Consider the following 24546-nt stretch of genomic DNA (forward strand, 5'->3'; position numbering starts at 1 on the left):
GCAGCGCCCTGGCCTCGCGCACCCGCGCCAGCGCCATCCGCGCCTCGGTGCTGGCCGCCAAGGCCTGGTCCACCAGGCGGTTGAGCTGGGGCTGCTCGAACAGGGTCCACCAGGTATCGAGCTGGGGCGCCGCCTGCGCTGGCTGGGAGTCCGTAGACGCAGGCACCACCGAAAACTGCGACGCCACCACCGGCGCCGGCGCACGCGCATCCGGCACCGACGAGCAACCCGACAAAGCCGCCAGGCACAGCGGCGCGGCCGCCCATAGAACGTATTTCATGGCTCGGGTACTCAGTCTGGTGCTTGGCGGCTGGATGACGGCGCGCGAGCTTGGCGCACTTTAGGTGCTTTGGGCGCTTTAGGCGCTTGGGGCGTGGTTGTAGCAGCGGCTGCTGTCCGCTCGGCACGTGCCGATCGCCGGACCGGCACCGGTTGCGCCGCCGCCTGCTTTTGCCGCTCGGCCAACTTGGCCAGCAGCTCCTGCAAGGTCTGGGCCGTTACCGCATGGAAATCCTGCGCCTGCTTGAGGCGCGCAGTGGCGTCAGCGGGCAGCGGGCTGCCCGTCAGCAGCTCATCCACATAGGCCGTAAAGCGCCGGCAATCGGCAATGCTCTGCTCCAGCACGATCAAGAAGGGGTTGGCGCGCAGGCTGAAAAAGTCCTGGCGCTCGCCGCGCATCGCCACCCGCTCGATGATGCCCAGGCGTTCGAGCAAGCGGGTATTTGTGCTCACGCTGGCGCGGCTGGCCTGCATGCGCTCAGCCAGTTCGGCAAAGCTGATGGGCCCGCCATCGAGCAAAAAGATGCCGATGAGGCGCCCGGCAATCCGGGGCAGGCCACTGGTCTCCGCCTGGATCGCATTGCGCTCGATAAACAGCTCGCGCGCCGCAAGCGCCTCATGCGCCTTCTTGGCCGCCGAGGCCGCCTTCGCCTTGTCCTGCTGGGTCACAGCCACCGTCCTTCATTCGTATTGTTCAGTCACCGCTGAACAATATAAACGAATTCGGGTTGACCCTAGTTATTAGAAGTAACGCTCGCTTGAAAAAGAAAAAGGGCCGTGGTGGTCGGCCCTGCGGTGCTGCGCGCCTGGTGGTCAGGACTGGCGCAAGGCCAGCCGAGCCGTCAGCAGGGTGCGCCCCGGCTCGGAATCGATCTCCAGCACGCCGCCCACGCGGCCGATACGCACGGCCATCGAGCGCATGCCGATGCCCAGGCCCGAGGCCTCCACCGCAGCGGCATCAAAGCCCACGCCATCGTCTTCGATCTCCAGCACCAGCGTATCGGCCTCGGGCTGCAGAAAGGACAGGCGCACCTGGCGCGCCTGGCTGTGCTTGATGACATTGGTGAGGCCCTCCTCGACGAGGCGCGTCATCGCCAGGTACTGCAGCGCGTCAGGCGGTGTGCGCCAGGCGGGCGCAAACTGCCAGTCGCAGCGGATGTCGAGCGCATCGAACAGATTGGCAAAGCGGTGGCGCAGCGGGGCCAGCCACTCCTGCGGCGACGCGGGCACGCGCACCTGGGCGGAGGAGTTGCTGTCGATCGTCTGGCGCAGGTCATCGCGAATGTGCTTGAGCATGGACAGCACCTGGGGCCGCGTCAGGCTGCCACCGCCGCCCTGCTCCACGGCAGCAATCATGTGCACCAGGGAACCGCCGAGCCCATCGTGCAGGTCATGGGTCAGGGCCAGGCGCTCCTGCAGGCGCGCATTCGACAGCTTTTGTGCATCGAGCTCGGCCTTGAGTTGTTCGGCCTTCTTCTGCTCGGTGATGTCGAAGGTAAAACCGATCAGGCCCGTGGTCTCGCCCTGCGCATCGCACAGCACATGCACCACCTCGCGCACCCAGACAAAGCTGCCTTCGCTGGTCAGTGCGCGGTACTCGGCCTCGTGGTCCACGCCCGCCAGGCACAGCCCCACGCAGCGGTTGACCGTTGTGTCGCGCTCGTCCGGGTGGATACGCTCGGCCCAGTCGTTCACCGTCTGCCAGCTGTCCTGGCTCCAGCCCAGCAGCGCCTCGATCTGTGGCCCCACATAGGTGTACTTTTTGCTCGCCCAATCGATGCGGAACGGAATCGCCAACGTGGACTCCAGCAGCGTTTGGTAGAGGCCGTTGTCGGTGTCGGGCTCCAGGGTGCGTAGACGGGGCTGCGTATCGAGCATAGGGGTGTCAGGGTTGCGTCAACAAGGGATGAACCGTCGGCAACGCATTCCAGAACCAGTAGAAGTACCCGCTGTCTTTGGGCAGCAAGGTCAGGGTCTGCACACTTCTTTGTGTGCCACCCCGCCAACAGGCCAGGGCTGAATTGCGGTTGCCGTGCAGATCGATATAGGCCGCATTCGGGATTTTGGGCCTGGGCGGCATGTACAAGGCCATGCCCCGGGGCACCCAAAGATCGGCGAGAAAGATTCTATCCCGCTGCGGCCAATAACGCCCTACCGAAATCACCAGCGGCAGCTGGGGATCTACCGAGGAGAACACATGCGGGAAATCATGGTGCTCCAAGTCGGTACATACCGTGGGCTGCAACTGGTTGCGGTGCTCCTCGTCCAGATACGGACACTGCTGGCCGGCAAACATACCGTACTCGAACGGCGTGTTCTCCAGATGGCGGATCGGGCTTTGCATGCGCAGCCCCTGGCCCGGCTCGATCAAGGTGATGCCAAAGGCAGCAGCGGCCTCGCGCGTGGCCCACAGCGGCTCGTACACCACCTCGGTGGCGACGAACTCCATCTTGGTCTCCTCACCAAATGTTGTCGGCGGCAAGCGATGCGTGCCACTGACCTGGTAGCCGCGACCCCAAGAGGGCTGGAGGGAACCGGCCATCGGAGTGCCGGCCACCGGATTGCCGGCCACCGGATTGCCGGCCACCGGAGTGCCGGCCACAGGCTGCAGCTCCTTCACCCCGGCAGGAAGCTTATCCTTGAATGTGGGCATGCCATCGATATTGCAGACATAGGGCTTCTCCTGCGTATCGACCCAGGTGCCGATACCGTCTCGAATCAGCAAAGGCGCATCAAAAAAAGTGTGGGGCACGGTCAATCACTCCAGATCGGATGGGCGGGCGGTTACGGGGAAGCGAGAAAGGGCTGAGCGCTGGGCGGCTCAATCCACCAGACGGCGCCGGCGCGCTTCCTGCGCGGCCTGGGTGCGCGAGGACACCGACAGCTTGCGGTAGACATTCTTGATATGCGACTCGACCGTGTAGCGCGACAAAAACAGGCGCTCGGCAATCTCGCGGTTGCTCAGGCCCTCGACCACCAGGTGCAAGATGGTGTGCTCGCGGGCGCTCAAGCCCGGGTCGTCGGCAGCCTGCACGGCTGGCGGGGCTTGCAGCGGCAGCTCCTCAATGATGCGCCGCGCAATAAAGGGGTCGATGGGCGCGCCGCCGCGCAGTACGCTGCGCAAGGCCATGGCCATCTCCATGTCGTCACGCTCCTTGAGCACATAGCCCACGGCGCCTGCGCGCAAGGCCGCCCAGATCATCTCCTGCGTGCTCCAGGCCGACACCACCAGCATCGGCAGGTTGGGGGCCTGGGCATGGAGCTCCTCGATCAGCTCGATACCACTGCCATCGGGCAGGCCCAGGTCCACCAGCACCAGCGATACCGTGTGTGTCTCGCCCGCCAGGTAAGCGCGTGCCTCGGCGAGCGACCCGGCCATCACCAGCGCATCGCTGCTGTAGCCCAGCTGCTGCAGCAGGCCCTGCAGCCGGTTGCGCACCAGCGGGTTGTCCTCCACCACCAATACGGGTGCGGGCAGTGCGAGATCGGCGGTGAGCATCTGGGTGGGCATGGGATCCGTTCATATTCCAAGTGCTGCAATTATTCCGCAAGCCCAGGCCCTTGCCCCTCACTGAAAATGGTGAATTTCAGCGCCATGACGATTTGCTGACCGCCGCGTGGCAGCGGCCAAAGATCGCCCTCAAGTAAAGCGCTTCTCCAGGGCATCCCATTCGGGCTTGCCCACCAGGCGCTGGCGCTCGGCAAAGCTGGCCACCAAGCCACTCGCCTCCTGCACCGACTTCTCATCGCGCAGCACGGTCAAGGTCTTTTGCATGCCGGCCACTGCGCCCTGCAGCGCCGCATTGGCATAGAGCACGATGCCATAACCCAGCGCGCCCAGTTGCTCGGCATCAAAAATGGGGGTCTTGCCGCCAATCACCATGTTCATCAGCTGCGGGGTGGCGAGCCGCTTGGGCAGCGCGCGGATCTCTTCGGCGCTGGTGACGGCCTCGACAAACAAAATATCGGCCCCGGCTTCGGCAAAGCGCTGGGCCCGCTCCACCGCCGCCTCAAAACCATGGGTGGCCGCCGCATCGGTGCGTGCCATGATCAGCAGGTTCGGGTCGCGCCGGGCATCGACGGCGGCCTTGATCTTGCTCACCGCCTCTTCGGTGGAGACCACCTCCTTGCCGTTGAAATGCCCGCAGCGCTTGGGCGCCACCTGGTCTTCGAGCTGGATGCAGTCGGCACCGGCACGCTCCAGGGTGCGCACCGTGTGGTAGACATTGAGCGCATTGCCAAAGCCGGTATCGGCATCGACCAGCAAGGGCACACTGACCGTGTCGCGGATGCGCGCCGTGTGGTCGGCGATCTCAGCGAGGCCCATAAAGCCCTGGTCCGGCAGGCCCAGCCACATATTGGTCACGCCCGCGCCGGTCACATAAATCGCCTCAAAGCCCAGGTCCTCGATCACCTTGGCCGACAGCGCATTGAAGGCCCCCGGCACCAGCACGCCCCGGCGTGCCGCCACCATGTCTTTCAGCAGTTGCTTGGTATCCATTCCACCGTCCCCCGTTCAAAAACAATCGCCCGGCACCCGCACGGCGCCTTCCATCAGAATGCGTGCGCTGCGGCTCATCAGCGCCTTGGTCACCACCCACTGGCCATCCTGCAGGCGTGCCTCCGCTCCTACCCGCAGGGTTCCCGAGGGGTGGCCAAAGCGCACCGCGCTGCGCTCGCCGCCACCGGCAGCCAGGTTGACCAGGGTGCCCGGCACCGCCGCTGCCGTGCCAATGGCCACCGCTGCCGTGCCCATCATCGCGTGGTGCAGCTGGCCCATCGACAGCGCCCGCACCAGCAAGTCCAGGTCCTGCGCCTCCACCGCCTTGCCGCTCGATGCCGTGTAGCTGGCGGGCGGCGCCACAAAGGCAATCTTGGGCGTGTGCTGGCGGCTCGCGGCCTCGGCCAGGTCCTGGATCAGGCCCATCTTCAGCGCGCCATGGGCACGAATCGCTTCCAGGCGCGCCAAGGCCTGCGCATCGCCATTGATATCGCCCTGCAGCTCGCAGCCGCTGTAGCCCAGGTCTTGCGCATTGAGAAAGATCGTCGGGATGCCCGCATTGATCAAGGTCGCGGCAAAGCGGCCCACCCCTGGCACATCGAGCTGGTCCACCAGCTGGCCGGTGGGGAACATCGCGCCACCGTCTTCGCCCTCGTCGGCCGGGTCCATAAAGGCCAGCTGTACCTCGGCAGCGGGAAAGCTCACACCGTCCAGTTCAAACTCGCCGGTCTCCTGCACCTGTCCGTTGCAGACGGGCACCTGGGCCATGATGGTCTTGCCGATATTGGCCTGCCAGATGCGCACCGTGCAAACGCCGTCCTGCGGGATGCGGGCCGGGTCGATCAGGCCCATCGCGATCGCGCAAGGGCCGACGGCGGCCGAGAGGTTGCCGCAGTTGCCACTCCAGTCCACCAAGGGCTTGTCGATAGCGACCTGGCCAAACAGATAGTCCACATCATGGTCAGCGCGTGTGCTCCTGGCCAGCAGCACCGCCTTGCTGGTGCTCGACGACGCATTGCCCAGGCCATCGATCTGCTTGCCATAGGGGTCGGGGCTGCCCAGGGTGCGCAGCAAGATCGCATCGCGCACCGGCCCAGGCTGCTGCGCGGGCAGCGGCAAATCCGGGACATGGAAGAACACCCCCTTGCTGGTGCCGCCCCGCATATAAATGGCGGGGATCTTGATCTGGGGAGGATGGGCGGTCAGGTTCGTCATGGTTATTCAGAAAAAAGCTAGGCATTCACACCGGGGCCGGTTGCGCCGCGCGCGATGCCAGAAAATCCTGCGCAAAGCGCTGCAGCACGCCGCCCGCCTCGTAGACAGACAGCTCCTCGCCGGTATCGAGGCGGCAGATCAGCGGCACGCGGTCCACCAGGCCGCTGCGGCGCCAGATCACCAGGCTCAGCGTTGCGCGCGCTGTGCGCTCACCTTCCACATCATAGGTCTCCGTACCGTCCAATTGCAGCGTCTTGCGTGTCGTGCCGGGCTGGAACTCCAAAGGCAGCACGCCCATGCCGATCAGGTTGGTGCGGTGGATACGCTCAAAGCCCTCGGCCACCACTGCCTCCACCCCCGCCAGGCGCACGCCCTTGGCGGCCCAGTCGCGGCTGGAGCCCTGGCCATAGTCGGCACCGGCAATGATGATCAGCGGCTGGCGGCGCTGCAGATAGGTCTCCATCGCCTCCCACATGCGCACCACCTGCCCCTCGGGCTCGATACGGGCCAGCGAGCCTTTTTGCACCTGGCCACCGACCACGGCCATCTCGTTGACCAGCTGGGGGTTGGCAAAGGTGGCGCGCATGGCCGTTAGGTGGTCGCCCCGGTGGGTGGCGTAGGAGTTGAAGTCCTCCTCGGGCAGGCCCATCTTGGCCAGGTACTCGCCAGCGGCCGAGCTGGGCAGAATGGCGTTGGATGGCGAGAGGTGGTCGGTGGTGATGTTGTCGGGCAGCAGGGCCAGCGGTCGCATCCCCTTGAGCGTGCGCGGATGCGCGGCCAGCGCGCCCACGCCCTCGGTGTCCCAGTACGGCGGCCGGCGGATATAGGTGGACTGGGGGCGCCAGGCATACTGCGGCGCAGCGCGCTCACCGTTGTCTGCCTGGATCGCAAACATGGGCTCGTACACCGCGCGGTACTGCGCAGGCTTGACCGCCTTAGCCACCACGGCATCGATCTCCGCGTCACTCGGCCACAGGTCCTGCAGCCGGATCTCCTGCCCGTTCACGACGGCGAGCACATCCTTTTCGATGTCAAAGCGGATGGTGCCCGCCATCGCATAGGCCACCACCAGCGGGGGCGAGGCCAGAAACGCCTGCTTGGCATAGGGGTGGATGCGGCCGTCGAAATTGCGGTTGCCCGAGAGCACCGCGGTGGTGTAGAGGTCGCGCTCAATGATCTGCTGCTGGATCTGCGCATCGAGCGCGCCGCTCATGCCATTGCAGGTGGTGCAGGCAAAGGCGACGATGCCAAAGCCCAGCGCCTCCAGGTCCTCCAGCAGACCTGCCTCTTGCAGGTACAGCTGCACCGCCTTCGATCCGGGCGCGAGCGAGGTCTTGACCCAGGGCTTGCGCGTGAGGCCCAGGCGCCGCGCATTGCGCGCCAGCAGCGCCGCAGCGATCACATTGCGCGGGTTGCTGGTGTTGGTGCAGCTGGTGATCGCCGCAATGATCACTGCACCATCGGGCAACAGGCCCTGGGCTTCCTGGGCGCGCGCCAGCGCCAGGGGCTCGGCGCCGGCAATGCCGCGCGCGGCCAGCTGCGAGGTCGGCAGGCGCCGGTGCGGGTTGGACGGACCCGCCATATTGCGCACCACGGTCGACAGGTCAAACTGCAGCACCCGCTCGTACTGCACCTCCTGCAGGCTTTCCGCCCAAAAGCCGGCGGTCCTGGCATAGGTCTCGACCAGCTGCACCTGCGCTTCCTCCCGTCCCGTCAGCCGCAGGTAGGCCAGCGTCTGCGCATCCACCGCAAACAGCGCGGCAGTGGCGCCATACTCCGGGCACATATTGGCAATGGTGGCCCGGTCACCAACCGAGAGGCTGCGCGCGCCCTCGCCATAAAACTCCAGATAGGCGCCCACCACTTTTTGCTGGCGCAGGAACTCGGTGAGCGCCAGCACAATGTCGGTCGCGGTAATGCCCGGCTGGGACTGGCCGCTCAAGGACACGCCGACAATATCGGGCAGCCGCATCCACGAGGCCCGGCCCAGCATCACGTTCTCGGCCTCCAGGCCGCCCACGCCCACCGCAATCACGCCCAGCGCATCGACATGCGGCGTGTGGCTGTCGGTGCCCACGCAGGTATCGGGAAAGGCGACCCCATCCTGCACATAGGCCACCGGCGACATCTTCTCCAGATTGATCTGGTGCATGATGCCGTTGCCTGCGGGAATCACATCCACGTTCGCAAAGGCCCGCTTGCTCCATTCGATGAAATGGAAGCGGTCCTCATTGCGGCGGTCCTCGATCGCCCGGTTTTTCTCAAAGGCCTGCGGGTCAAACCCGCCGCATTCGACAGCCAGCGAATGGTCCACGATCAGCTGCACCGGCACCACCGGGTTGACGGCGGACGGATCGCCGCCCGCCTGGGCAATCGCATCGCGCAGGCCCGCCAGGTCCACCAAGGCCGTCTGGCCCAGGATGTCATGGCAGACCACGCGCACGGGGAACCAGGGAAAGTCGATATCGCGCCTGCGCTCGATCAGCTGGCGCAGGTAGTCCGGCAAGTAGGCCGGGTCGGCGCGGCGCACCAGGTTTTCGGCATGCACCCGCGCCGTATACGGCAGCTGCGCCCAGGCGCCGGGCGCCAGCGCATCGACTGCCGCCTGCGCATCAAAATAATCGAGGCCGGTGCCGGCCAGTGCTTGTCGGTAATTGCTGTTCATGGGGCAGTGCGGACCGGCGGGCTGGGCGGCCCGCAGGGTGTCGCTTTTCTATATAGATCTGTAGAAGGTCGGGCCGGCCGGCAGCTCAGCTGCGCTGGTCGATGGGCTGGAACACCTGGTCTTCCGGCCCCGTGTAGTGCGCGCTGGGGCGGATGATCTTGTTGTCCACCCGCTGCTCGATCACATGCGCCGCCCAGCCGCTGGTGCGCGCAATCACAAAGAGCGGCGTGAACATGGCAGTGGGCACGCCCATCATGTGGTAGCTCACGGCGCTGAACCAGTCGAGGTTGGGGAACATCTTCTTGGCCTCCCACATCACGGCCTCCAGGCGCTCGGCAATGTCGTACATTTTCGTGGAGCCGGCCTCCAGCGACAGCTCCCTGGCAACGCCCTTGATGACGACATTGCGCGGGTCGCTGACGGTGTAGACCGGGTGGCCAAAGCCAATCACCACCTCCTTGTTCTTCACCCGGCTGCGGATATCGGCCTCGGCGGCATCGGCGCTGTCGTAGCGCTTCTGGATCTCGAAGGCCACCTCGTTGGCGCCGCCATGCTTGGGGCCGCGCAGCGCGCCGATCGCACCGGTGATCGACGAATACATATCGCTGCCGGTACCGGCCACCACGCGAGCGGTAAAAGTTGAGGCATTGAACTCGTGCTCGGCATACAGATTGAGCGAGGTATGCATGGCCCGCTCCCACAGCGCACTGGGCTTTTTGCCATGCAGCAGGTGCAGAAAATGCGCGCCAATCGAGTCGTCATCCGTCTCCACATCGATGCACTTGCCCGAGGTGCTGAAGTGGTACCAGTACAGCAGCATGGAGCCGAGCGACGCCATCAGGCGGTCGGCAATATCGCGCGCGCCGGGCAGGTTGTGGTCGTCCTTCTCGGGCAGGGTGCAGCCCAGCACCGATACCCCCGTGCGCATCACATCCATCGGGTGGCTGGCGGCGGGCAGCTGCTCCAGCGCCTGCTTGACGCTCGCGGGCAGGCCGCGCAGCGCCTTGAGCTTGTCCTTGTAGGCGCGCAGCTCGGCGCGGTTGGGCAGCTTGCCATGCACCAGCAGGTGGGCGATCTCTTCAAACTCGCAGACCTGGGCCATGTCCAAAATGTCATAGCCCCGGTAGTGCAGGTCATTGCCGCTGCGCCCTACGGTGCACAAGGCGGTGTTGCCCGCCGTCACGCCCGAGAGCGCAACCGATTTCTTGGGCTTGAAGGTCGAAGGCATGGTGGGCGCGGTGGCCTCGGCGGTCGTGGTGGTCATAGCAGGGGGTCCTGGTTCAAATATGCGCAATCGAGGGGAATGGGCCGGCCTTTGGCATCGACGGCCACCATGTCAAACAAACCTTGGAGCACCAGCTCGGGCGGCGTTCCCGGCAGCGCAGCCGAGCCGGTGACGCACACCGTCATCGAGCTGCGGCCTACACGGCTGACCCAGGCGCGCAAGGTCAGGGCATGGCCCACTGGTGCCGGTGCCACAAAGTCCACCCGGCTGACGGCGACCATCACGACTTCGCGTTGCGCCAGGCTCCGTGCCGCCAAAAACGCTGCCTTGGCCATCAGCTGCAAACCCTGGCCCGCAAACAGCGTGCCGTGGTGGTTGGCCAGCGCCGGCAGTACCAGCTCTTGCAACTCGGCGAATCCGGTAGGTGTTGTCATGTTTCGCAATTTACGCAAAATACAAAGGAGTGAACAGCACTGAAATGGCGAATTTCTGCGAATGAAAATCGGCATTTTGCGAATTTTGCGAAATGTAGAATCTGGGTATTCCACCGTCCCTTGGATGCGAGCGCCCCTGTTGACGCGAAAGACTCTGCGATGAAAAAAACCTTTATGGGCGTCAAGCTGCGCAAGCTGCGCGCCGAACGCAATCTGTCCCAGATTGCGCTGGCCCATGCGCTGGGGCTCTCGCCCAGCTACCTCAACCAGATCGAGCAAAACCAGCGGCCGCTGACGGTGTCGGTGCTGCTCAAACTGCACCGCAGCCTGGGCGTGGATATCCAGCAGTTCTCCGAAGACGAAGAGGCGCGCCTGGTGGCGGGGCTGCGCGAAGCGCTCGCCGATGCGCCCGAGGCCATTGCGCTGCCTGAGCTGCAAGAGGTGGCCACACAAATGCCGGCGCTGGGCGCAGCGGTGGTGGCGCTGTACCGCCGCCATCTGGAGACCAAGGAGCGGCTCGAAGCGCTGTCGCTACAGCTGGGCGATGACCGCGCCGGCAGCAGCCAGCTCGCCGCCATGCCGTTTGAGGTGGTGCGCGATTTCTTCTTCTCGCACCAGAACTACTTTGATGCGGTGGACCGCGCCGCCGAAAGCCTGGCTGCCCAGGCCCAGGCAGAGCGCCCGGGCAGGCCGCTGGCCGACTGGCTGCGTGAGCGCCTGGCGCTGGCGCACCAGGTGCGGGTGGAGTTTGTGGACAGCGCAGGCGCGAGCAAACGCCAGTTCGACCCCGCCTCGCGCCTGTTGCAGCTGTCCTCTGCGCTGGGCACTGCGCAGCAGGCGTTCCAGCTTGCCACCCAGCTGGCGCTGCTCGAGATCGGCGACACGCTCGACAGCCTCAGCCAGGTGCCAACACTCATCAGCGACCCCGCCGCCCGCCGGCTGGCGCGGCTGGGCCTGGCCAACTATTTTGCCGGCGCCCTGCTGCTGCCCTATGGGCCCTTTCTACAAGCCGCCGAGGCGCTGGGCTATGACATTGACCTGCTCGGCCAGCGCTTTGCCGTGGGCTTTGAGACCGTCTGCCACCGGCTGAGCACCCTGCAGCGGCCAGCCAGCCCGGGCGTGCCGTTTTTCTTTGTACGGGTGGACCGGGCCGGCAATATCTCCAAGCGCCAGTCGGCCACGCATTTCCATTTCAGCCGCACCGGCGGCACCTGCCCGCTGTGGAATGTCTACGAGGCCTTTGGCCAGCCCGGCCAGGTGCTGGCCCAGGTCGCGGCCATGCCCGATGGCCGGCGCTACCTGTGGATTGCGCGCTCGGTCTCGGGCGGGCAGCGCGGCTATGGCGCGCCGCGCAAGACATTTTCGATCGGCCTGGGCTGTGACCTGCGCCATGCAGCGCGCCTCGTCTATGCCAAGGGCATCGACCTGCAGGACCCGGAGCTGGCCACGCCGATCGGCATGGGCTGCAAGGTCTGCGAGCGCGACCACTGCCCGCAGCGCGCCTTTCCCTACCTGGGCAAAAGCCTGGCCGTCGATGAGAACGCCAGCCGCCTCACCCCCTACGGCTCGGGCGTCTGAATCTCCGCCAGCAGCTGGCCAAAACGCCGCTCGACATACTGCGCTGTCGGGCTGCGCTGCGCGCCCTGGCGCCAGAGCATGCGCACCGACAGCGGGGGCAGCGCCAGCGCCGGGCAAGGCACCTCGCGCAGCGCCTGGCGGTTGCCTTCGTAGTGCGCGATATTGACGGGCAGCACCGCCCAACCCAGCTTGTCGGCCACCATGTCGGCGATGTTGTAGAAGCTGTCCGAGCGCCACACGCGCGGGCTGTAGGCGCGCTCGTGCACATCCTCGGTATGCATCAGCAATTGCCGGTGCTGGGCCAGCTGCTGCAGGCCCACCACCCGGCCATCGGCGAGCGGGTGGTCGGTCGCCACAAACACCCCCTGGGGCACGGTGCCCAGGTGGCGCTGCTCAAAATGCTGCAGCACCGGGCCCCGGTCGATATGCAGGGCCATGCCCGCCCTGCCCTCGCCCACATAGTCGGCCACCTCGCTGGCGGTGCCATTGAGCAGCAGCAGCTCCAGGCCCGGGTACTGCTGCGCCATCTCGCGCAGCAGGCTTGCCACCGCCGTATAGGGCAGCGCCTCGTCAATCGCCAGCGACAGCTCGGCATCCGCCCCGCCGCTCAGCGCCTGCGCGCGCTGGTCCAACTGCTCAGCCTGGCGCAGCAGCTCGCGCGCTTCGAGCAGCAGAACCCGGCCCGCATCGGTGAGCTGGGCATTGCGGTGCGAGCGGTCAAACAGCACCACGCCCAGGTCCACTTCCAGCATGCCCACGGCGGTGCTGACGGCCGACTGCGCCTTGCCCAGGCTACGTGCAGCGGCAGAGAAAGAGCCACTGTCGGCAGTGGCGACAAACTGCCGCAGTTGTTCAACGGTCCATTCCATAGCCCGGTACTGTAGCTCATCCATCTGTATTATTGATGGATTCCAACTTTATCAATCGATTTTTATGGCGCAATATCGGACCCATGCAATCGATCCACACCCCCGCACCAGCCCTGACGATGGCCTGGTGCCATGACCCCGCGCAGTCGCCAGCGATCCTGGCGCTGTTCATGGGCCAGCTCAGTCCCCATTACATCTCTCACAGCGAGCTGCAAAGCGAGCGCGCCATCGCACCGGGCCAATGGAGCCCCCAGCTGGCCGACAACATAGCGCTGCAGATTGAGGCCACCCTGGCCGCGCCCGAAGCCAACGCGATGCAGCGCATCGCCACCGCCCACCAGGGCGATACGCTGGTCGGCGTCGCCTTTGTCGCGCTCGACGAGGCCCAGCTTGCGCCCACCCCCTTTGCCACCCTGGACGATCTGGTGGTCAGCCCCGCCGTGCGTGGCCAGGGCCTGGGCGAGGCCTTGTTTGGCTGGGTCTGCGCCCAGCTCCAGGCAGAAGGCGTGCAGCGCCTGTTTCTGGAAAGCGGTATCGGCAACCAAGGGGCGCACCGGCTGTTTGAGCGCCTGGGCTGCCAGCCCGTGTCCGTCACGATGATGAAAGAGTTGGGAGTTTGACCATGGCATTGCATTCCAAAAGATGGCTGGTGCTGGCCATTGTGTCGATGGCGCTGCTGCTGATCGTCGTTGACATGACGGTGCTCTACACCGCCCTGCCGACCCTCACCCATGACCTGGCCGCCTCCACCTCGATGAAGCTGTGGATCGTCAACGCCTATGCGCTGGTGGTCGCGGGCCTGCTGCTGAGCACCGGCGCTTTAGGCGACCGCCTGGGCTACCGGCGCATGTTCATGCTCGGCCTGGTGATCTTTGGCGCCGCCTCGCTGGCAGCCGCCTATGCGCCCAATGCCGGGCTGCTGATTGCCGCGCGCGCCGTGCTGGGCCTGGGTGCGGCCATCATGATGCCTGCCACCCTGGCCATCATCCGCATGAGCTTTCCCGACCAGCGCGAGCGCTCGGTCGCCATTGGCATCTGGGCCTCGGTCGCCTCGGGGGGCGCAGCGCTTGGCCCGGTGGTGGGCGGTGTGCTGCTGGAGTACTTCTGGTGGGGCTCGGTGTTTCTGGTCAATGTGCCCATCGTGGCGCTGGCGCTGGTGCTGACCGTCTGGCTCATTCCTGCAGACCGCCTGAGCACCAAGGCCAGCCTGGCCGGCTGGGACTACACCAGCTCGCTGCAGGCCATGGTTGCGATGGTCAGCCTGGTGCTGGGCATCAAGGAGCTGGCCAAGCCCGCGCCATCGCTCGTGTTTGCCGTGCTGATGGGGCTGCTCAGTGCCGCTGTGCTGTGGGTCTTTATCCGCCGGCAGCTCAGCCGGCCCCAGCCGCTGATCGAGCTGCGTCTGTTCCGCATTCCGACGTTCTCGGGCGGTGTGGTGGCTGCCGTGGTGGCTGCTGTGGCCCTGGTCGGGGTGGAGCTGGTGTTCAGCCAGCGCCTGCAGCTGGTGCTGGGCCTCAGGCCCCTGCAAGCGGGACTGGCCATTTTGCCAATCCCCGTGGCCGCCTTTGTCGCCGGCCCCATTGCCGGCTGGGCACTGTCGCGCCTGGGCACCCACCAACTGATTGTGGGCGGCCTCCTCGTCACCGCCGTGGCGCTGTGCGCGCTGGCCATGAGCCTCAACAGCGATGCCCATGGCCTGCAGAAAATCACGGTGCTGGCCTTCCTGGGCCTGGGCGTGGGTGCCACCATCACCGCCGCATCGAACGCGGTGATGAACAGCGCGCCGCCCGAGCATGCCGGCATGGCCGCCTCGGTCGAAGAGGTGTCCTACGAGTTTGGTGGCGTGCTGGGCGTGGCCTTGCTGGGCAGCGTGCTGTCCTGGCGCTACACCAGCAGCCTGGTGCTGCCAGACAGCCTGCAAGGCGCCGCTGGAGGGGCCAGTGGCGCTAGTGACGGCATCGATGCGGCTTTGTTGGCTGCAGAAAAGCTGCCGCCGCAGGCTGCCACGCAGCTGCTGGGCCTGGCCCATGCCGCGTTTGACCAGGGCTTTGTCGCCGTGATGGCCACTGCCGTGGTGCTGGTGCTGGCCGCCGCGCTGGCCGTCGCCCTGCTGCGCAGCGGGAGCCCCAAGCGGCGCAGCCCATCTGCAAAACCAGCGGCCAACGCCGTGCCAGGTGTGCCGGGTGAAGGGCGCTGACCCCCAAAAGGCGCGTTAGAAAAAGTCCTTGTCGGGCAGCGGCTCGCCATGCACCGCCAGCTTGCCCAGCGCCAGCGCCTTGTACAGCGCCGGGTTGTGCGATGCCACGGTGCGGGCATTGCGCCAGTGGCGGTCCAGGTTCTGCGTGCGCAAGGTCGACGAGGCACCACCCAGGTCAAACACTGCCGTGCCAGCCTGCAGCACCAGGCCGTCGACGATCAGCTTGGCCTTGGCGGCCAGCACCGCCGCATGGTGGGCCGTGTCCTTCAAGGCGGGGTCGCCTTCGGCGGTGGCGAGCGACGCATCCTGCGCATGGCTGGCTGCTGCCACCACCGCTTCAGCGGCAAACAGCTGGGCTGACAGGTCGCCGACGATCTTCAGCAGCAACGGGTCTTGCGCCGGGGTATCGGCAGCGGCAAAGAAGAAACCCTTGCGCGAGCGCTTGTGCAGCATCGCCGACGCATCACGCACAATGGCGCGCAGGATGCCGGTGTTCACCGCCGTCAGAAAGAGCTGCGGCAAGGTGCTCTTGTAAGGCCGGCTGTAGCCAGTACCGGCGCTGTCCACAATGATTTCCTCGGGCTCGACCCGCACATGCTCGAACAAGGTGGTGCCGCTGCCGGTCATGCGCTGGCCCATGGCGTCCCAGTCATCGACCAGGTTCACGCCTTCGCGCCGCGTGGGGATGATCGCAGTGACATCGCGCTCCTGCGCATCGCGCGCCCGCACGATGACAAAATCCGCATACAGGCTGCCGGTGCTGTAGAACTTGGCGCCCGACATGCGGAAATGCGCGCCGTCGGGCACCAGGCGCGTGAAGGTCTTCTCGCCGCTTCTGGCCTGCGCCAGCTCGGTATTGGCCAGGCCAAAGATCGCCCCCTGGGCCACCTGATCGCGCCAGAAATGCGCCTGCGCCCCCACCGGGTTGCGCGCAAAGCGCTCCACAAAGACAAAGTGGTTGCGCAGGATATGCGCGACGTTGGAGTCGGCTGCGCCCAGCGCAATCACCTGCTCCATCAGCCCCGCAATGCTGGCCCCCGTGCCGCCCTCGGCCACCGGCAGGCGGTAGGCACCAAAGCGCTGCGCCTTCAAAGCCTGGATCTGCGCAAACGGCAGAATGCGCTTTTCCTCGCGCTCGGCCGAGCCAGCGGCGATCTCGTCAAACAGCGCTTGCCAGTCGCTGCTGGCGGTTCCGCTGGTGGCGGTCTGCGCAGCAGGGGTCAGGGTCTGGGGATGGTCGATTTTCATAAACGGTTCTGCAAAAAGCGCGGGCCGGGCCCGGCGGGTGTGTAGGGAGAGGGGCTCAGGCCGCAGCCAGGCCCAGGTTGCCGCGCAAGGTGCTGGCGCTGTAGCCCTCGCGGTAGACGCCGGCTTTGCGCAGCAGCGGCACCACCTGGTCGACAAAGTCTTCCAGGCCCGAGGGCAGCACGTCGTGCATCAGGTTGAAGCCATCGATGGCGCCGCTGCGGAACCAGCTCAGCATGTAGTCGGCCACCTGCTCGGGCGTGCCGACAATGGTGTTGTGGTTGCTGCCGCCGCCGTTTTGCGCGCGAATGAGCTCGCGCACCGTCCAGCCATGGCTGCGCGCCTTGTCCACCACGTTCTTGGCAAAGGTAGTCATGCCGTTGTCCGGCAGTGGCAGGTCAGCGGGCAGCGGCTGGTCCAGGTCGGCATGGCCAAAGCGGGTTTGCAACAGGTCCGACAGGTAGTTCAGCCCCTGCTCGATGGGTACCAGATCGGCCAGCGCCTGGGCGCGCTGCTGCGCGGCCTGCTCGGTGGCACCCAGCACGGTGACCAGGCCGGGGAAGACCTTGACGGCGCTGCTGGCACGGCCCAGGGCCTTGAGCCGCGCATCCAGCGCCTGGCGGTAGCTTTGCGCCTGCGCCAGCGACGGCGCCAGGGTGAACACCGCATCGGCATGCAGGGCGGCCAGGTCCAGGCCCGCATCCGAGCCACCGGCCTGCACCACCAGCGGCCGGCCTTGCGGGCTGGGCGGCACATTGATGGGACCTTCGACCGCAAAGAACTCACCCTGGTGCGCAATCGGGCGGATCTGCGCCGGGTCAAAGTACTGGCCGGTGGCGCGGTCGGCCACAATGCCGCCCGGCCCCCAGCTGGCCCAGAGGTCCTTGAGCACCTGGCTGAACTCTGCCGCGCGCCGGTAGCGGTCGGCATGCGCCAGCGGCGCGCTGCGGCCAAAGTTGCGCGCGGCCTCGACATCGGCCGAGGTGACGATGTTTACCCCCGAGCGCCCGCCACTGACCAGGTCGAGCGACGCAAAGCGCCGCGCGATGTTGAAGGGCTCGTTGTACGACGAAGACACGGTTGCCAACAGGCCGATGTGCTGGGTCTTGGCCGCAATCAGGGCCAGCAAAATGCTGGGCTCGATCGCCGGAAACGGCCGGTGCAGGCTGTTGCCGGGAAAAGCCGCGCGGTCCGAGAAGAACACCGCATCAAAGCCGCCCCGCTCTGCGGTCTGGGCCAGGCGGACAAAATAGTCGGGTGTTACCGGCCACAGCGGGTCGTTCTGCGGCCACAGCCAGGCAGCGGCATGGGCGCCTGCGCCATAGATATTGAGGTTGAGGTGGAGTTGGGTAGGCTGGCTCATCGTGTGGGGCACACTGGGGATATCAAAAATAGGTTCAGCGCAGGCGAGGCATCAGGCCACGCGGGCCAGCGCGGGGCTGTCTGGCTCAACCTCGGCCGGCCGGGTCTTGAAGCGGCTGCGCGCCGGGTCGATGTCGAGCATTGCGTCGAGCAGGCTGCGGGTATAGGCATGGCGCGGCGCGCCAAAGATCTGGTCACGCGGGCCGGCTTCCACCACCCGGCCCTTTTCCAGCACGACGATGTCGTCCGAAATCGCATAGACGCTCTCCAGCCCATGGGCGATGAACACCATGCTCAGCTGCAAGTCCTTTTTGAGGCGCTGCAGCAGCGCCAGGATCTCGGCCTGCACCGAGACATCGAGCGCAGAGACAGGCTCGTCGCAGATCAGCAGCTGGGGCTGCACGCTGAGCGCCCGCGCAATGCAGACGCGCTGGCGCTGGCCGCCCGAGAGCTCATGGGCAAAGCGATCGAGGGCCGAGGCTGGCAGGCCCACCATGGCCAGCAATTGCGCCGCTTGCGCGCGCAGCTGCGCTGCCGTCCAGCCCGGCTGCTCGGCCAGCGGCTCGGTGATCAGCTGGCCAATGCGCATGCGCGGGTTCAGCGATGCATAGGGGTCCTGGAACACCATCTGGATGCTGGCAGCGGCGCGCACCGCCGGGTCACCCAGATCGGCGCCCTCAAAGCGCAGGCTGCCGCCATCGGCCTGCGCCAGGCCGGCGATGATGCGCGCCAAAGATGATTTGCCGCTGCCCGACTCGCCCACCAGGCCCAGGGTGCGGCCCCGTTGCAGCGAGAAAGACACGCCATCCAAAGCCAGATGCTTGAAGGGTTTGAAATGCCAGGCACGGGGCTGCTGGTAGTACTTGCTCACGGCATCCAGCTGCAGAATCGGTGGCGCATCTTGCGCAGCTTGCGGCTGCTGCAAGGCGGCCTCTGCCAAGGGCTGGCGCACGACGGCCGGAATGCGCGGCGCCAGCGCCAGCAACTGCTGGGTGTAAGCGGCCTGCGGCCTGGCAAACAGCTGCTGCACCGGGGCGGATTCGACGATCTCGCCGTGGCGCATCACATGCACCTGGTCGGCCACCTGGGCGACGACCGACAGGTCATGGGTGATCAGCAGCACGCCGACATTCGACTGCTCAGCCGTGCGCACCATCAGCTCCAGCACCTGGGCCTGCACCGTGTTGTCCAGCGCGGTGGTCGGCTCATCGGCAATCAGCAAGGCCGGCTCACCGGCCATCGCAATGGCCAGCATCACGCGCTGGCGCATGCCGCCCGAGAGCTGAAACGGGTAGTCCTGCAGCAGCTGCACAGGCCTGGGCAGGCCCATGCGGGCCAGCAGGTCAATGGCCTCGGCCCGGCGCTGGGCACGCGTGAGCGGGCGCTTGTAGTACAGCACCTCTTCAATCTGGTCGCCAATGGTCAACACCGGGTTGAGCGACGACAGCGGCTCCTGGAACACCATCCCCACGTCACCCCCGCGCAGGCTGCGCCATGCGGCCTTGTCCAGCTGGCGCAGATCGCGGCCATTGAGCGTGGCCTCGTCGGCACTGAAGCGGGCATTGCTGGGCAGCAGGCCCAGCACGCTCAAGGCCGTCAAGGTCTTGCCCGATCCGCTCTCGCCCACCAAGGCCACCACCTGCCGGCGTTTGACCTCTATATCCACTCCGCGCACCAGGCGCAGCGGCTCGCCGCCACCATGGGGTTGCAGCGTGACGCCGGCATTGCGGTAGCGCAGCACGGTGTCTGCCAGGCCGGCCTGCAGCGCGGCAGGGCGAAGGATGGCGCCAGCCTGGCTGGCGGCGTGGGCAAGCGTTGGGGCAGCAGTCATGGCAGGCGTGGGTCCAGGTAGTCTCTGAGCCAATCGCCCAGCAAGATGATGCTAAAAACCGTGGCCGTCAGCGCCACGCCGGGGAAGGTGCTGATCCACCAGCTGGTGGCCAGCTGCTGGCGTCCGTCGGCCAGCATCTGGCCCCAGGAGATATCGGGTGGCTGGATGCCAAAGCCCAGAAAGCTCAAGGACGACTCCGTCAGGATGACGGTGCCAATGTTCAAGGTGGCCACCACGACGAGGGCCGGCAAGATATTGGGCAGGATGTGGCGCAGCAGCAGGCGCGAGGTGCGCACGCGGCTCACGCGCGCGGCAGCCACAAACTCCAGCTCCTTGACGCGCAGCACCTCGGCGCGCGCAATGCGGGTATAGATCACCCAGTTGGTGAGCGCAATCACCACAATCAGCGGCGCCAGGCCGGCGCCGGCCACCAGGGCCACCACCAGCATGAACAGCATGGCTGGAATCGCCAGGATGGCATCGACCACGCGCATCAGCACCTGGTCCAGCCAGCCGCCGCGCAGCCCGGCCAGCACGCCAATCGCCACACCAATAGCCCCCGAGAGCGCCACGGCCGCCAGGCCCACCATGACCGAGCTGCGCGCGCCATAGATGATGCGCGCCAGCATGTCGCGGCCCTGGCCATCGGTGCCCAGCGGGTAGGCCCACTGGCCCTTGTCCAGCCAGACGGGGGGCAGGTAGCGCAGCGACAGATTGCGTTTGACCGGGTCGGCCAGCGGCAGCAGATCGGCGCCCAGGGTGGTCAGCAAGATCATCAGCAGCAAAATGGCGCCCAAGCGGCCACTGCGGCTGCGCCACAGCGCGCGCAAAAAGCGCTGCAGGCCCGAAGGCTGGGCCGCCACCACAGGCGCATCGGCCTGCAGGGCCGCGCCGGTATTCACCACCACGCCACTCATAGCTTCATCCTTGGGTCAATCAGGCGGTAGACCACATCGGTGGCAAAGTTCACCAGCAAGGTCATCGCGGTGATCACCAGCACACTGATCTGGATCACCGCCATGTCCTTGGTGTTGATCGCCTGCACGATCAGCTGGCCCAGGCCCGGCCAGGCAAAAATAGTCTCGGTCACCAGCGCCCCGCCCAGCAGCGCCACCACGTGCAGCGAGGTCATCGTCACCGTCGGGATCGCCGCATTGCGCAGCGCATGCTTGCCAATCACCAACCAGTCGGGGATGCCCTTGGCATAGGCGGTGCGCATATAGTCCTGGCTCAGCGTTTCGAGCATGCTGGCGCGCACCAGCTTGGCCAGATCACCGGCAAAGGCCGTGCCCAGGGTCAGCGCGGGCATCACCAGGTGCGCCCAGGTACCGCTGCCCGATACCGGCAGCCAGCGCAGGCTGACGCCAAACACCAGGATCAGCATGATGGCCACCCAGAAATTGGGCATGGCCTTGCCCAGCACGGCTACGCCGGAGACCGCATGGTCCACCCAGCTGCCGCGCCGCAAGGCTGCCGCCACGCCAGCGGGCACCGCGATCAGCACGGCCACCAGCATCGATGCGGCAGCCAGCAGCAAGGTGGCGGGCAGGCGCTCGAGCACAATGGGCAGCGCCGAGCTGCCATAGCGGTACGAGGTGCCAAAATCGCCGTGCAGCAGGTTGCGCATGTAGTTGAGGTACTGCAGGTGCACCGGCTGGTCCAGCCCCCAGGCGGCCACCATGGCCAGGCGGTCGGCCTCCGAGGCCTGGTCCGGGATCATCATCACCGTCGGGTCGCCGGCCAGAAACACCAGTGCAAACACGATCAGGGTGACCGTGAACAGCACCGGCACCGCCTGGAGCAGCAGCCGCCACAAGGCCGAGAGCATCATGCGCGCCGCACTTGTTCGGCCGGGATCATCTCGTCAAAGCGGCCGGCAAACTGCACCCGCTTGTTGACGCTGTAGATCGCCTTGGGATAGAGCACACCGATGCGGGCGCGGTCCTGGGTGATGATCTCCTGCGCGCGCCAGATGATGGCCTGGCGCTCCTTCTCGCCGGTGGTGGCGGGCAGCTCGGTTGCCAGGCGCTCGAACTCGGCGTTCTTCCAGTGCGGGTTGAAGCGCTTGAGCGAGCCCATGTTCAGGATGAAGGAGGCATCGGTGTAGGAGCCCATGCCCCAGAAATAGATCTCGCCGTGCGAATCACTGCCTACGCGGGCGTTGTAGATGCTCCATTCCTGCACTTCAAGCTGGGCATTGAGGCCGACATCCTGCAGGTAGCCGACGATGGCCTCGGAGACCTCGCGGTCCTTGATATAGCGGCCGCTGGGTGAGCCAAAACGGATCTTGGCCCCCTTGGCGCCTGCCGCCTGGATCAGCTGGCGGGCCTTGTCCGGGTTGAAGGAGTTGGCTGCCGTCAGGCGGGTATTGGCGTTCGGGATCTCGGGCGGGAACAAGCCTCGCGTGGCGGTGGCATAGCCATCGGCCACCACCTCAGCCAGCTCCTGGCGGTTGATGGCCAGGTCAATCGCCTCGCGCACCCGCGCGTCGTGGGTGATCACACCCGGCTCGGTGCGCAGGTGCAAACCAAAGTTGCGCGCAATATTGAAGGCGACGATGCCGGTGTCGGCATTGGACTTGAGGCGGCCGATGTCCTCGGGCGGAATGTTCACCGCCAGGTCCACGCCGCCGGACAAGGCCTCGGCCACGCGCGTGGCGGTTTCAGGAATCGCGCGGATCACCACCCGCTCCCAGTGCGGCGCCCCACCCCACCACTGGAGGTTGCGCGCGAGCACCAGGCGGTCGGCCTTTTTCCACTCGACAAACTTGTAGGGGCCCGTGCCGATGGGTTTGGCAAAGAAGGCCTCTTCGCTGCCCGCCGCCTTGAACGCATGCTGGGGCAGGATCGAGCCGCCATTGCCGACAAAGTTGTGCAGAAACAGCGGATCGGGCTTGCTGGTAACCAGGCGCACCCGGTGCGGGCCCAGCACCTCGACCTTTTCCACCGAGCGAAACTTCTCCACCGCGCTCAGCAGCTTGGGGTTGCCTTTCATGCGCTCGACGGTGAACTTCACATCTTCGGCAGTAAAGGGCTTGCCGTCGTGCCACTGCACATCAGGGCGCAGCTCAAACACCCAGGTGCGCGGGTCTTCCTGCTTCCAGGACTGGGCCAGGCCCGGCGTGAAGGCCATCTTGCCGTTCGGGAATTCCTTGTTGACCAGGTACTCATAGAGATTGACCAGCGCCGACTGGGTGCTGTTGTTCTCGTGGTTGGCCGGGTCCAGGGACAAGATGTCGTTGCTCTGCGCAATCGTCAGCGTGGTCGATCCCGCCGCAAAGGCGGCCCGCGGCAGCGCAAAGGGCAGCGCGGCCAGGCTGGCCGTGGCGGCGGCGTTTTTCAGAAAGATACGGCGGCTGGTAGACATGGGGGTATTCGAATCAAAAAGAAAAAAGGGGGGAGAAGAGACAAGCAGGGGGCGCAGTGCGGGCCACGCTTGCCGCAGCCTCAGGCGCAGGGGCGGATCAGCCCAAACAGAACAGCGCGCGTTCTTGCGCATCAATCTGGGCGAGCAGGCCGGTTTCCCATGCCAGGTAGGCACGCGCTGCCGCCTTGTTGCCGCTGTGGCGGTCATGCACAAAAAACAGGTAGTCAATGCGCTCGGCATCGCTGGGCGCATCGGCACTGGCGACCACGGTCAGCCCTGCGCGCTGCCACTGCTCGGGCCCGTCGCTCAGCAGATGCCATACGCCGCCCACATCGCGCGCAGCGGCTGCTGCCAGCGCAGGCTCGGGCGTGATGAACACAGTTGCCCGGGTCCCATCGCCGCGCTGCAGCAACGGCCGGATGGACCAGCGCGCACCGGCGATATGGCCAGCGCGGTAGCTGGCGCTGTCGCGCAGATCGACCAGATCATAGACAGTGGGGTCCGCAGCCAGCGCCGCACTGCTGATGCGCGGCAACGCCGCTTCAGGCAAGGGCGCCGTGGGGATCGCCGGCAAGGCATCGGGCCTGGCCAGATAGGCCTTATGCCCCAGGCGCCGCAGCCAGACCGCCGTCATCGGCGCGCGCAGGCCATCGGTATCCACCAGCACAATGCGCGCATGGCGCGTGCCCAGGTACTGGTCGGTGGCCTGCACCAGCTGGCCGCCGGGCGCATGGGCGGCACCGGCAATGGGGCTGGCGGCAACTTCTTCGGGCGAGCGCACATCCAGCAGGTAGGTGGTGCGCTCGGGGTCGGCCAGCCAGGCGGCCAAGGTGGCGGCATCCAGGTGTGCCGCGCCCTGCTGCTCGCTCAGCTGGGCCAGCCGGGTGGCCACCTCGGGCGCCGGTGCACGGCGGTGTTCGGGGTAGCTGCGGCTTTGGCCATGCTCGAGCGGCAGGTCGTTCAAATACCAGCCCTGGGTGCCGTTCTCCAGCGCATAGATGGGATTGGGCAGGCCCAGGTCGCGCAGGGTCTGCGCGCCCACAATGGAGCGGGTGCGGCCGGCGCAGTTGACGACCACCGTCGTCTGCGCATCCGGGATCAGATCGGCATGGCGCAGCGCCAGCTCGCCATTGGGGCAGCTGATCGCGCCGGGAATGCTCATCTTGTTGAACTCGGCCAGCGGCCGGCCATCGAGCACCACCAGCTTGCCGCCAGACGCTTGCAGCTGCTGCAATTGCTGCGCGCTGATATGGGGAGTGCCCAGCGCGGCCTCGGCCAGCTCGCCAAAGGTTTTGGATGGCAGGTTCACGCCCTTGAACAGCACCAGGCCCGCCGCCTCCCAGGCGGCCACCCCGCCCTCGCTGATGGACAGATCGCTGTAGCCCAGCGCTGCCAGCGCCCGAGCGGCCCGGCTGGCAACACCGTTGCCGCCATCGATCAAAACAATGCGCGTGGACAGCCTGGGCACCAGGCGGGCGATATCGGCCTCCAGGCGGCTGTAGGCCAGCGGGATGGCCAAAAATGGGTGACCCTCCCCAAACTCGCCGGCTTCGCGCACATCCAAAAACGCGAACTCTTGGCCATCCCCCAACAGGGCTTTGACGGACAGCGGACTCAGTGCTTGCATAAAAACCATCATCTCTCGGACACAGCCCCAGACACAAAGGGGCATGGGGGAGAGCTGCGATTGTGCGCAAGGGCCCACTCGGCGAAAACGAATTAAATCTACTTAGCATATTTGCTGAGCGAGTATGGTGCGGCCGGCTAGCCGCAGGCAGC

Annotated in this window: 20 protein-coding genes and 1 pseudogene; 3 read left to right on the forward strand and 18 right to left on the reverse strand. The window is 66.2% G+C overall.

From position 1 onward, the window contains the following. From H928_RS29015 to H928_RS0120605, 10 genes and pseudogenes are all read right to left on the reverse strand, one after another. Positions 1-280: pseudogene (locus H928_RS29015) on the reverse strand (TolC family protein); the annotation flags it as partial. Positions 281-291: 11 nt separating this feature from the next. Next, entirely contained in the window at positions 292-948 is a 657-nt protein-coding gene (locus tag H928_RS32565) for a GbsR/MarR family transcriptional regulator (protein ID WP_204366334.1), read from the reverse strand. A gap of 144 nt (positions 949-1092) precedes the next feature. Next, the gene (locus tag H928_RS0120570; RefSeq protein WP_021028185.1) at positions 1093-2157 is read right to left on the reverse strand and encodes a PAS domain-containing protein; all 1065 of its coding nucleotides are present in this window, start codon (positions 2155-2157) and stop codon (positions 1093-1095) included. A gap of 7 nt (positions 2158-2164) precedes the next feature. Continuing rightward, the gene (locus tag H928_RS0120575; protein WP_027011189.1) at positions 2165-3031 is read right to left on the reverse strand and encodes a hypothetical protein; all 867 of its coding nucleotides are present in this window, start codon (positions 3029-3031) and stop codon (positions 2165-2167) included. A gap of 69 nt (positions 3032-3100) precedes the next feature. Beyond that, positions 3101-3790: a response regulator transcription factor gene (locus H928_RS0120580; RefSeq protein ID WP_021028187.1), complete on the reverse strand. Its 690-nt coding sequence runs from the start codon at positions 3788-3790 to the stop codon at positions 3101-3103. A 129-nt stretch (positions 3791-3919) separates the two neighbouring features. Then, complete coding sequence (locus tag H928_RS0120585; RefSeq protein ID WP_021028188.1) at positions 3920-4780, reverse strand: oxaloacetate decarboxylase; 861 nt, start codon at positions 4778-4780, stop codon at positions 3920-3922. 15 nt (positions 4781-4795) lie between these two features. Continuing rightward, positions 4796-5995, reverse strand: a complete 1200-nt coding sequence (gene prpF, locus H928_RS0120590) for a 2-methylaconitate cis-trans isomerase PrpF (RefSeq protein ID WP_021028189.1) — start codon at positions 5993-5995, stop codon at positions 4796-4798. A gap of 25 nt (positions 5996-6020) precedes the next feature. Next, the gene (gene acnD / locus H928_RS0120595) at positions 6021-8660 is read right to left on the reverse strand and encodes a Fe/S-dependent 2-methylisocitrate dehydratase AcnD (protein WP_021028190.1); all 2640 of its coding nucleotides are present in this window, start codon (positions 8658-8660) and stop codon (positions 6021-6023) included. Between the two features lie 85 nt (positions 8661-8745). Next, entirely contained in the window at positions 8746-9924 is a 1179-nt protein-coding gene (prpC, locus tag H928_RS0120600; RefSeq protein ID WP_021028191.1) for a 2-methylcitrate synthase, read from the reverse strand. Next, positions 9921-10319: an acyl-CoA thioesterase gene (locus H928_RS0120605; protein ID WP_021028192.1), complete on the reverse strand. Its 399-nt coding sequence runs from the start codon at positions 10317-10319 to the stop codon at positions 9921-9923. Before H928_RS0120605 ends, prpC begins: the two co-directional genes overlap by 4 nt. 159 nt (positions 10320-10478) lie before the next feature. On the opposite strand from H928_RS0120605, the gene H928_RS0120610 reads away from it, so the two are divergent. Then, positions 10479-11897 carry a short-chain fatty acyl-CoA regulator family protein gene (locus H928_RS0120610; RefSeq protein WP_021028193.1) on the forward strand — a complete coding sequence of 473 codons (1419 nt, stop codon included), beginning with the start codon at positions 10479-10481 and terminating at the stop codon, positions 11895-11897. Here the strand turns inward: H928_RS0120610 and H928_RS0120615 are convergent. After that, on the reverse strand, positions 11879-12766 hold the full coding sequence (locus H928_RS0120615; RefSeq protein ID WP_021028194.1) for a LysR family transcriptional regulator: 888 nt from the start codon (positions 12764-12766) through the stop codon (positions 11879-11881). The two genes, H928_RS0120610 and H928_RS0120615, sit on opposite strands and share 19 nt — an antisense overlap. 83 nt (positions 12767-12849) lie before the next feature. Here H928_RS0120615 and H928_RS30340 point away from each other — a divergent pair, with 83 nt between their 5' ends. Both H928_RS30340 and H928_RS29030 read left to right on the forward strand, forming a co-directional pair. Continuing rightward, a complete protein-coding gene (locus H928_RS30340; RefSeq protein WP_021028195.1) occupies positions 12850-13386 on the forward strand; it encodes an N-acetyltransferase in 537 nt (178 codons plus the stop codon). A 2-nt stretch (positions 13387-13388) separates the two neighbouring features. Further along, positions 13389-14963: an MFS transporter gene (locus H928_RS29030; protein ID WP_021028196.1), complete on the forward strand. Its 1575-nt coding sequence runs from the start codon at positions 13389-13391 to the stop codon at positions 14961-14963. A gap of 15 nt (positions 14964-14978) precedes the next feature. On the opposite strand, the gene H928_RS0120630 is transcribed toward H928_RS29030, so the two are convergent. The 7 genes from H928_RS0120630 to H928_RS0120660 form a co-directional block, all read right to left on the reverse strand. Further along, complete coding sequence (locus tag H928_RS0120630) at positions 14979-16211, reverse strand: acyl-CoA dehydrogenase (RefSeq protein ID WP_021028197.1); 1233 nt, start codon at positions 16209-16211, stop codon at positions 14979-14981. Between the two features lie 55 nt (positions 16212-16266). Further along, positions 16267-17571 carry an NtaA/DmoA family FMN-dependent monooxygenase gene (locus H928_RS0120635; RefSeq protein WP_021028198.1) on the reverse strand — a complete coding sequence of 435 codons (1305 nt, stop codon included), beginning with the start codon at positions 17569-17571 and terminating at the stop codon, positions 16267-16269. Between the two features lie 51 nt (positions 17572-17622). Further along, a complete protein-coding gene (locus tag H928_RS0120640) occupies positions 17623-19401 on the reverse strand; it encodes an ABC transporter ATP-binding protein (RefSeq protein WP_021028199.1) in 1779 nt (592 codons plus the stop codon). Then, positions 19398-20318, reverse strand: coding sequence for an ABC transporter permease (locus H928_RS0120645; RefSeq protein ID WP_021028200.1), 921 nt, complete (start codon positions 20316-20318; stop codon positions 19398-19400). The genes H928_RS0120640 and H928_RS0120645 overlap by 4 nt, the downstream gene beginning before the upstream one ends. Beyond that, positions 20315-21232, reverse strand: coding sequence for an ABC transporter permease (locus H928_RS0120650; protein ID WP_021028201.1), 918 nt, complete (start codon positions 21230-21232; stop codon positions 20315-20317). The genes H928_RS0120645 and H928_RS0120650 overlap by 4 nt, the downstream gene beginning before the upstream one ends. Then, a complete protein-coding gene (locus H928_RS0120655; RefSeq protein WP_021028202.1) occupies positions 21229-22767 on the reverse strand; it encodes an ABC transporter substrate-binding protein in 1539 nt (512 codons plus the stop codon). Before H928_RS0120655 ends, H928_RS0120650 begins: the two co-directional genes overlap by 4 nt. Positions 22768-22864: 97 nt before the next feature. After that, a complete protein-coding gene (locus tag H928_RS0120660; RefSeq protein WP_148293247.1) occupies positions 22865-24394 on the reverse strand; it encodes a rhodanese-like domain-containing protein in 1530 nt (509 codons plus the stop codon). Positions 24395-24546 lie beyond the last annotated feature (152 nt).

It is taken from the genome of Comamonas sp. B-9 (assembly GCF_000410635.1).
GTDB lineage: Bacteria > Pseudomonadota > Gammaproteobacteria > Burkholderiales > Burkholderiaceae_C > Comamonas.

Coding starts and splice junctions, on each gene's coding strand:
- H928_RS0120650 (WP_021028201.1), bottom strand. CDS start 21,232: ATGATGCTCTCGGCCTTGTGGCGGCTGCTGCTCCAGGCGGTGCCGGTG.
- H928_RS0120660 (WP_148293247.1), bottom strand. CDS start 24,394: ATGCAAGCACTGAGTCCGCTGTCCGTCAAAGCCCTGTTGGGGGATGGC.
- H928_RS0120580 (WP_021028187.1), bottom strand. CDS start 3,790: ATGCCCACCCAGATGCTCACCGCCGATCTCGCACTGCCCGCACCCGTA.
- H928_RS0120610 (WP_021028193.1), top strand. CDS start 10,479: ATGAAAAAAACCTTTATGGGCGTCAAGCTGCGCAAGCTGCGCGCCGAA.
- H928_RS0120605 (WP_021028192.1), bottom strand. CDS start 10,319: ATGACAACACCTACCGGATTCGCCGAGTTGCAAGAGCTGGTACTGCCG.
- prpF (WP_021028189.1), bottom strand. CDS start 5,995: ATGACGAACCTGACCGCCCATCCTCCCCAGATCAAGATCCCCGCCATT.
- H928_RS0120615 (WP_021028194.1), bottom strand. CDS start 12,766: ATGGAATGGACCGTTGAACAACTGCGGCAGTTTGTCGCCACTGCCGAC.
- H928_RS0120570 (WP_021028185.1), bottom strand. CDS start 2,157: ATGCTCGATACGCAGCCCCGTCTACGCACCCTGGAGCCCGACACCGAC.
- H928_RS0120585 (WP_021028188.1), bottom strand. CDS start 4,780: ATGGATACCAAGCAACTGCTGAAAGACATGGTGGCGGCACGCCGGGGC.
- H928_RS0120645 (WP_021028200.1), bottom strand. CDS start 20,318: ATGAGTGGCGTGGTGGTGAATACCGGCGCGGCCCTGCAGGCCGATGCG.
- H928_RS29030 (WP_021028196.1), top strand. CDS start 13,389: ATGGCATTGCATTCCAAAAGATGGCTGGTGCTGGCCATTGTGTCGATG.
- H928_RS0120630 (WP_021028197.1), bottom strand. CDS start 16,211: ATGAAAATCGACCATCCCCAGACCCTGACCCCTGCTGCGCAGACCGCC.
- H928_RS0120635 (WP_021028198.1), bottom strand. CDS start 17,571: ATGAGCCAGCCTACCCAACTCCACCTCAACCTCAATATCTATGGCGCA.
- H928_RS30340 (WP_021028195.1), top strand. CDS start 12,850: ATGCAATCGATCCACACCCCCGCACCAGCCCTGACGATGGCCTGGTGC.
- H928_RS0120640 (WP_021028199.1), bottom strand. CDS start 19,401: ATGACTGCTGCCCCAACGCTTGCCCACGCCGCCAGCCAGGCTGGCGCC.
- acnD (WP_021028190.1), bottom strand. CDS start 8,660: ATGAACAGCAATTACCGACAAGCACTGGCCGGCACCGGCCTCGATTAT.
- prpC (WP_021028191.1), bottom strand. CDS start 9,924: ATGACCACCACGACCGCCGAGGCCACCGCGCCCACCATGCCTTCGACC.
- H928_RS0120655 (WP_021028202.1), bottom strand. CDS start 22,767: ATGTCTACCAGCCGCCGTATCTTTCTGAAAAACGCCGCCGCCACGGCC.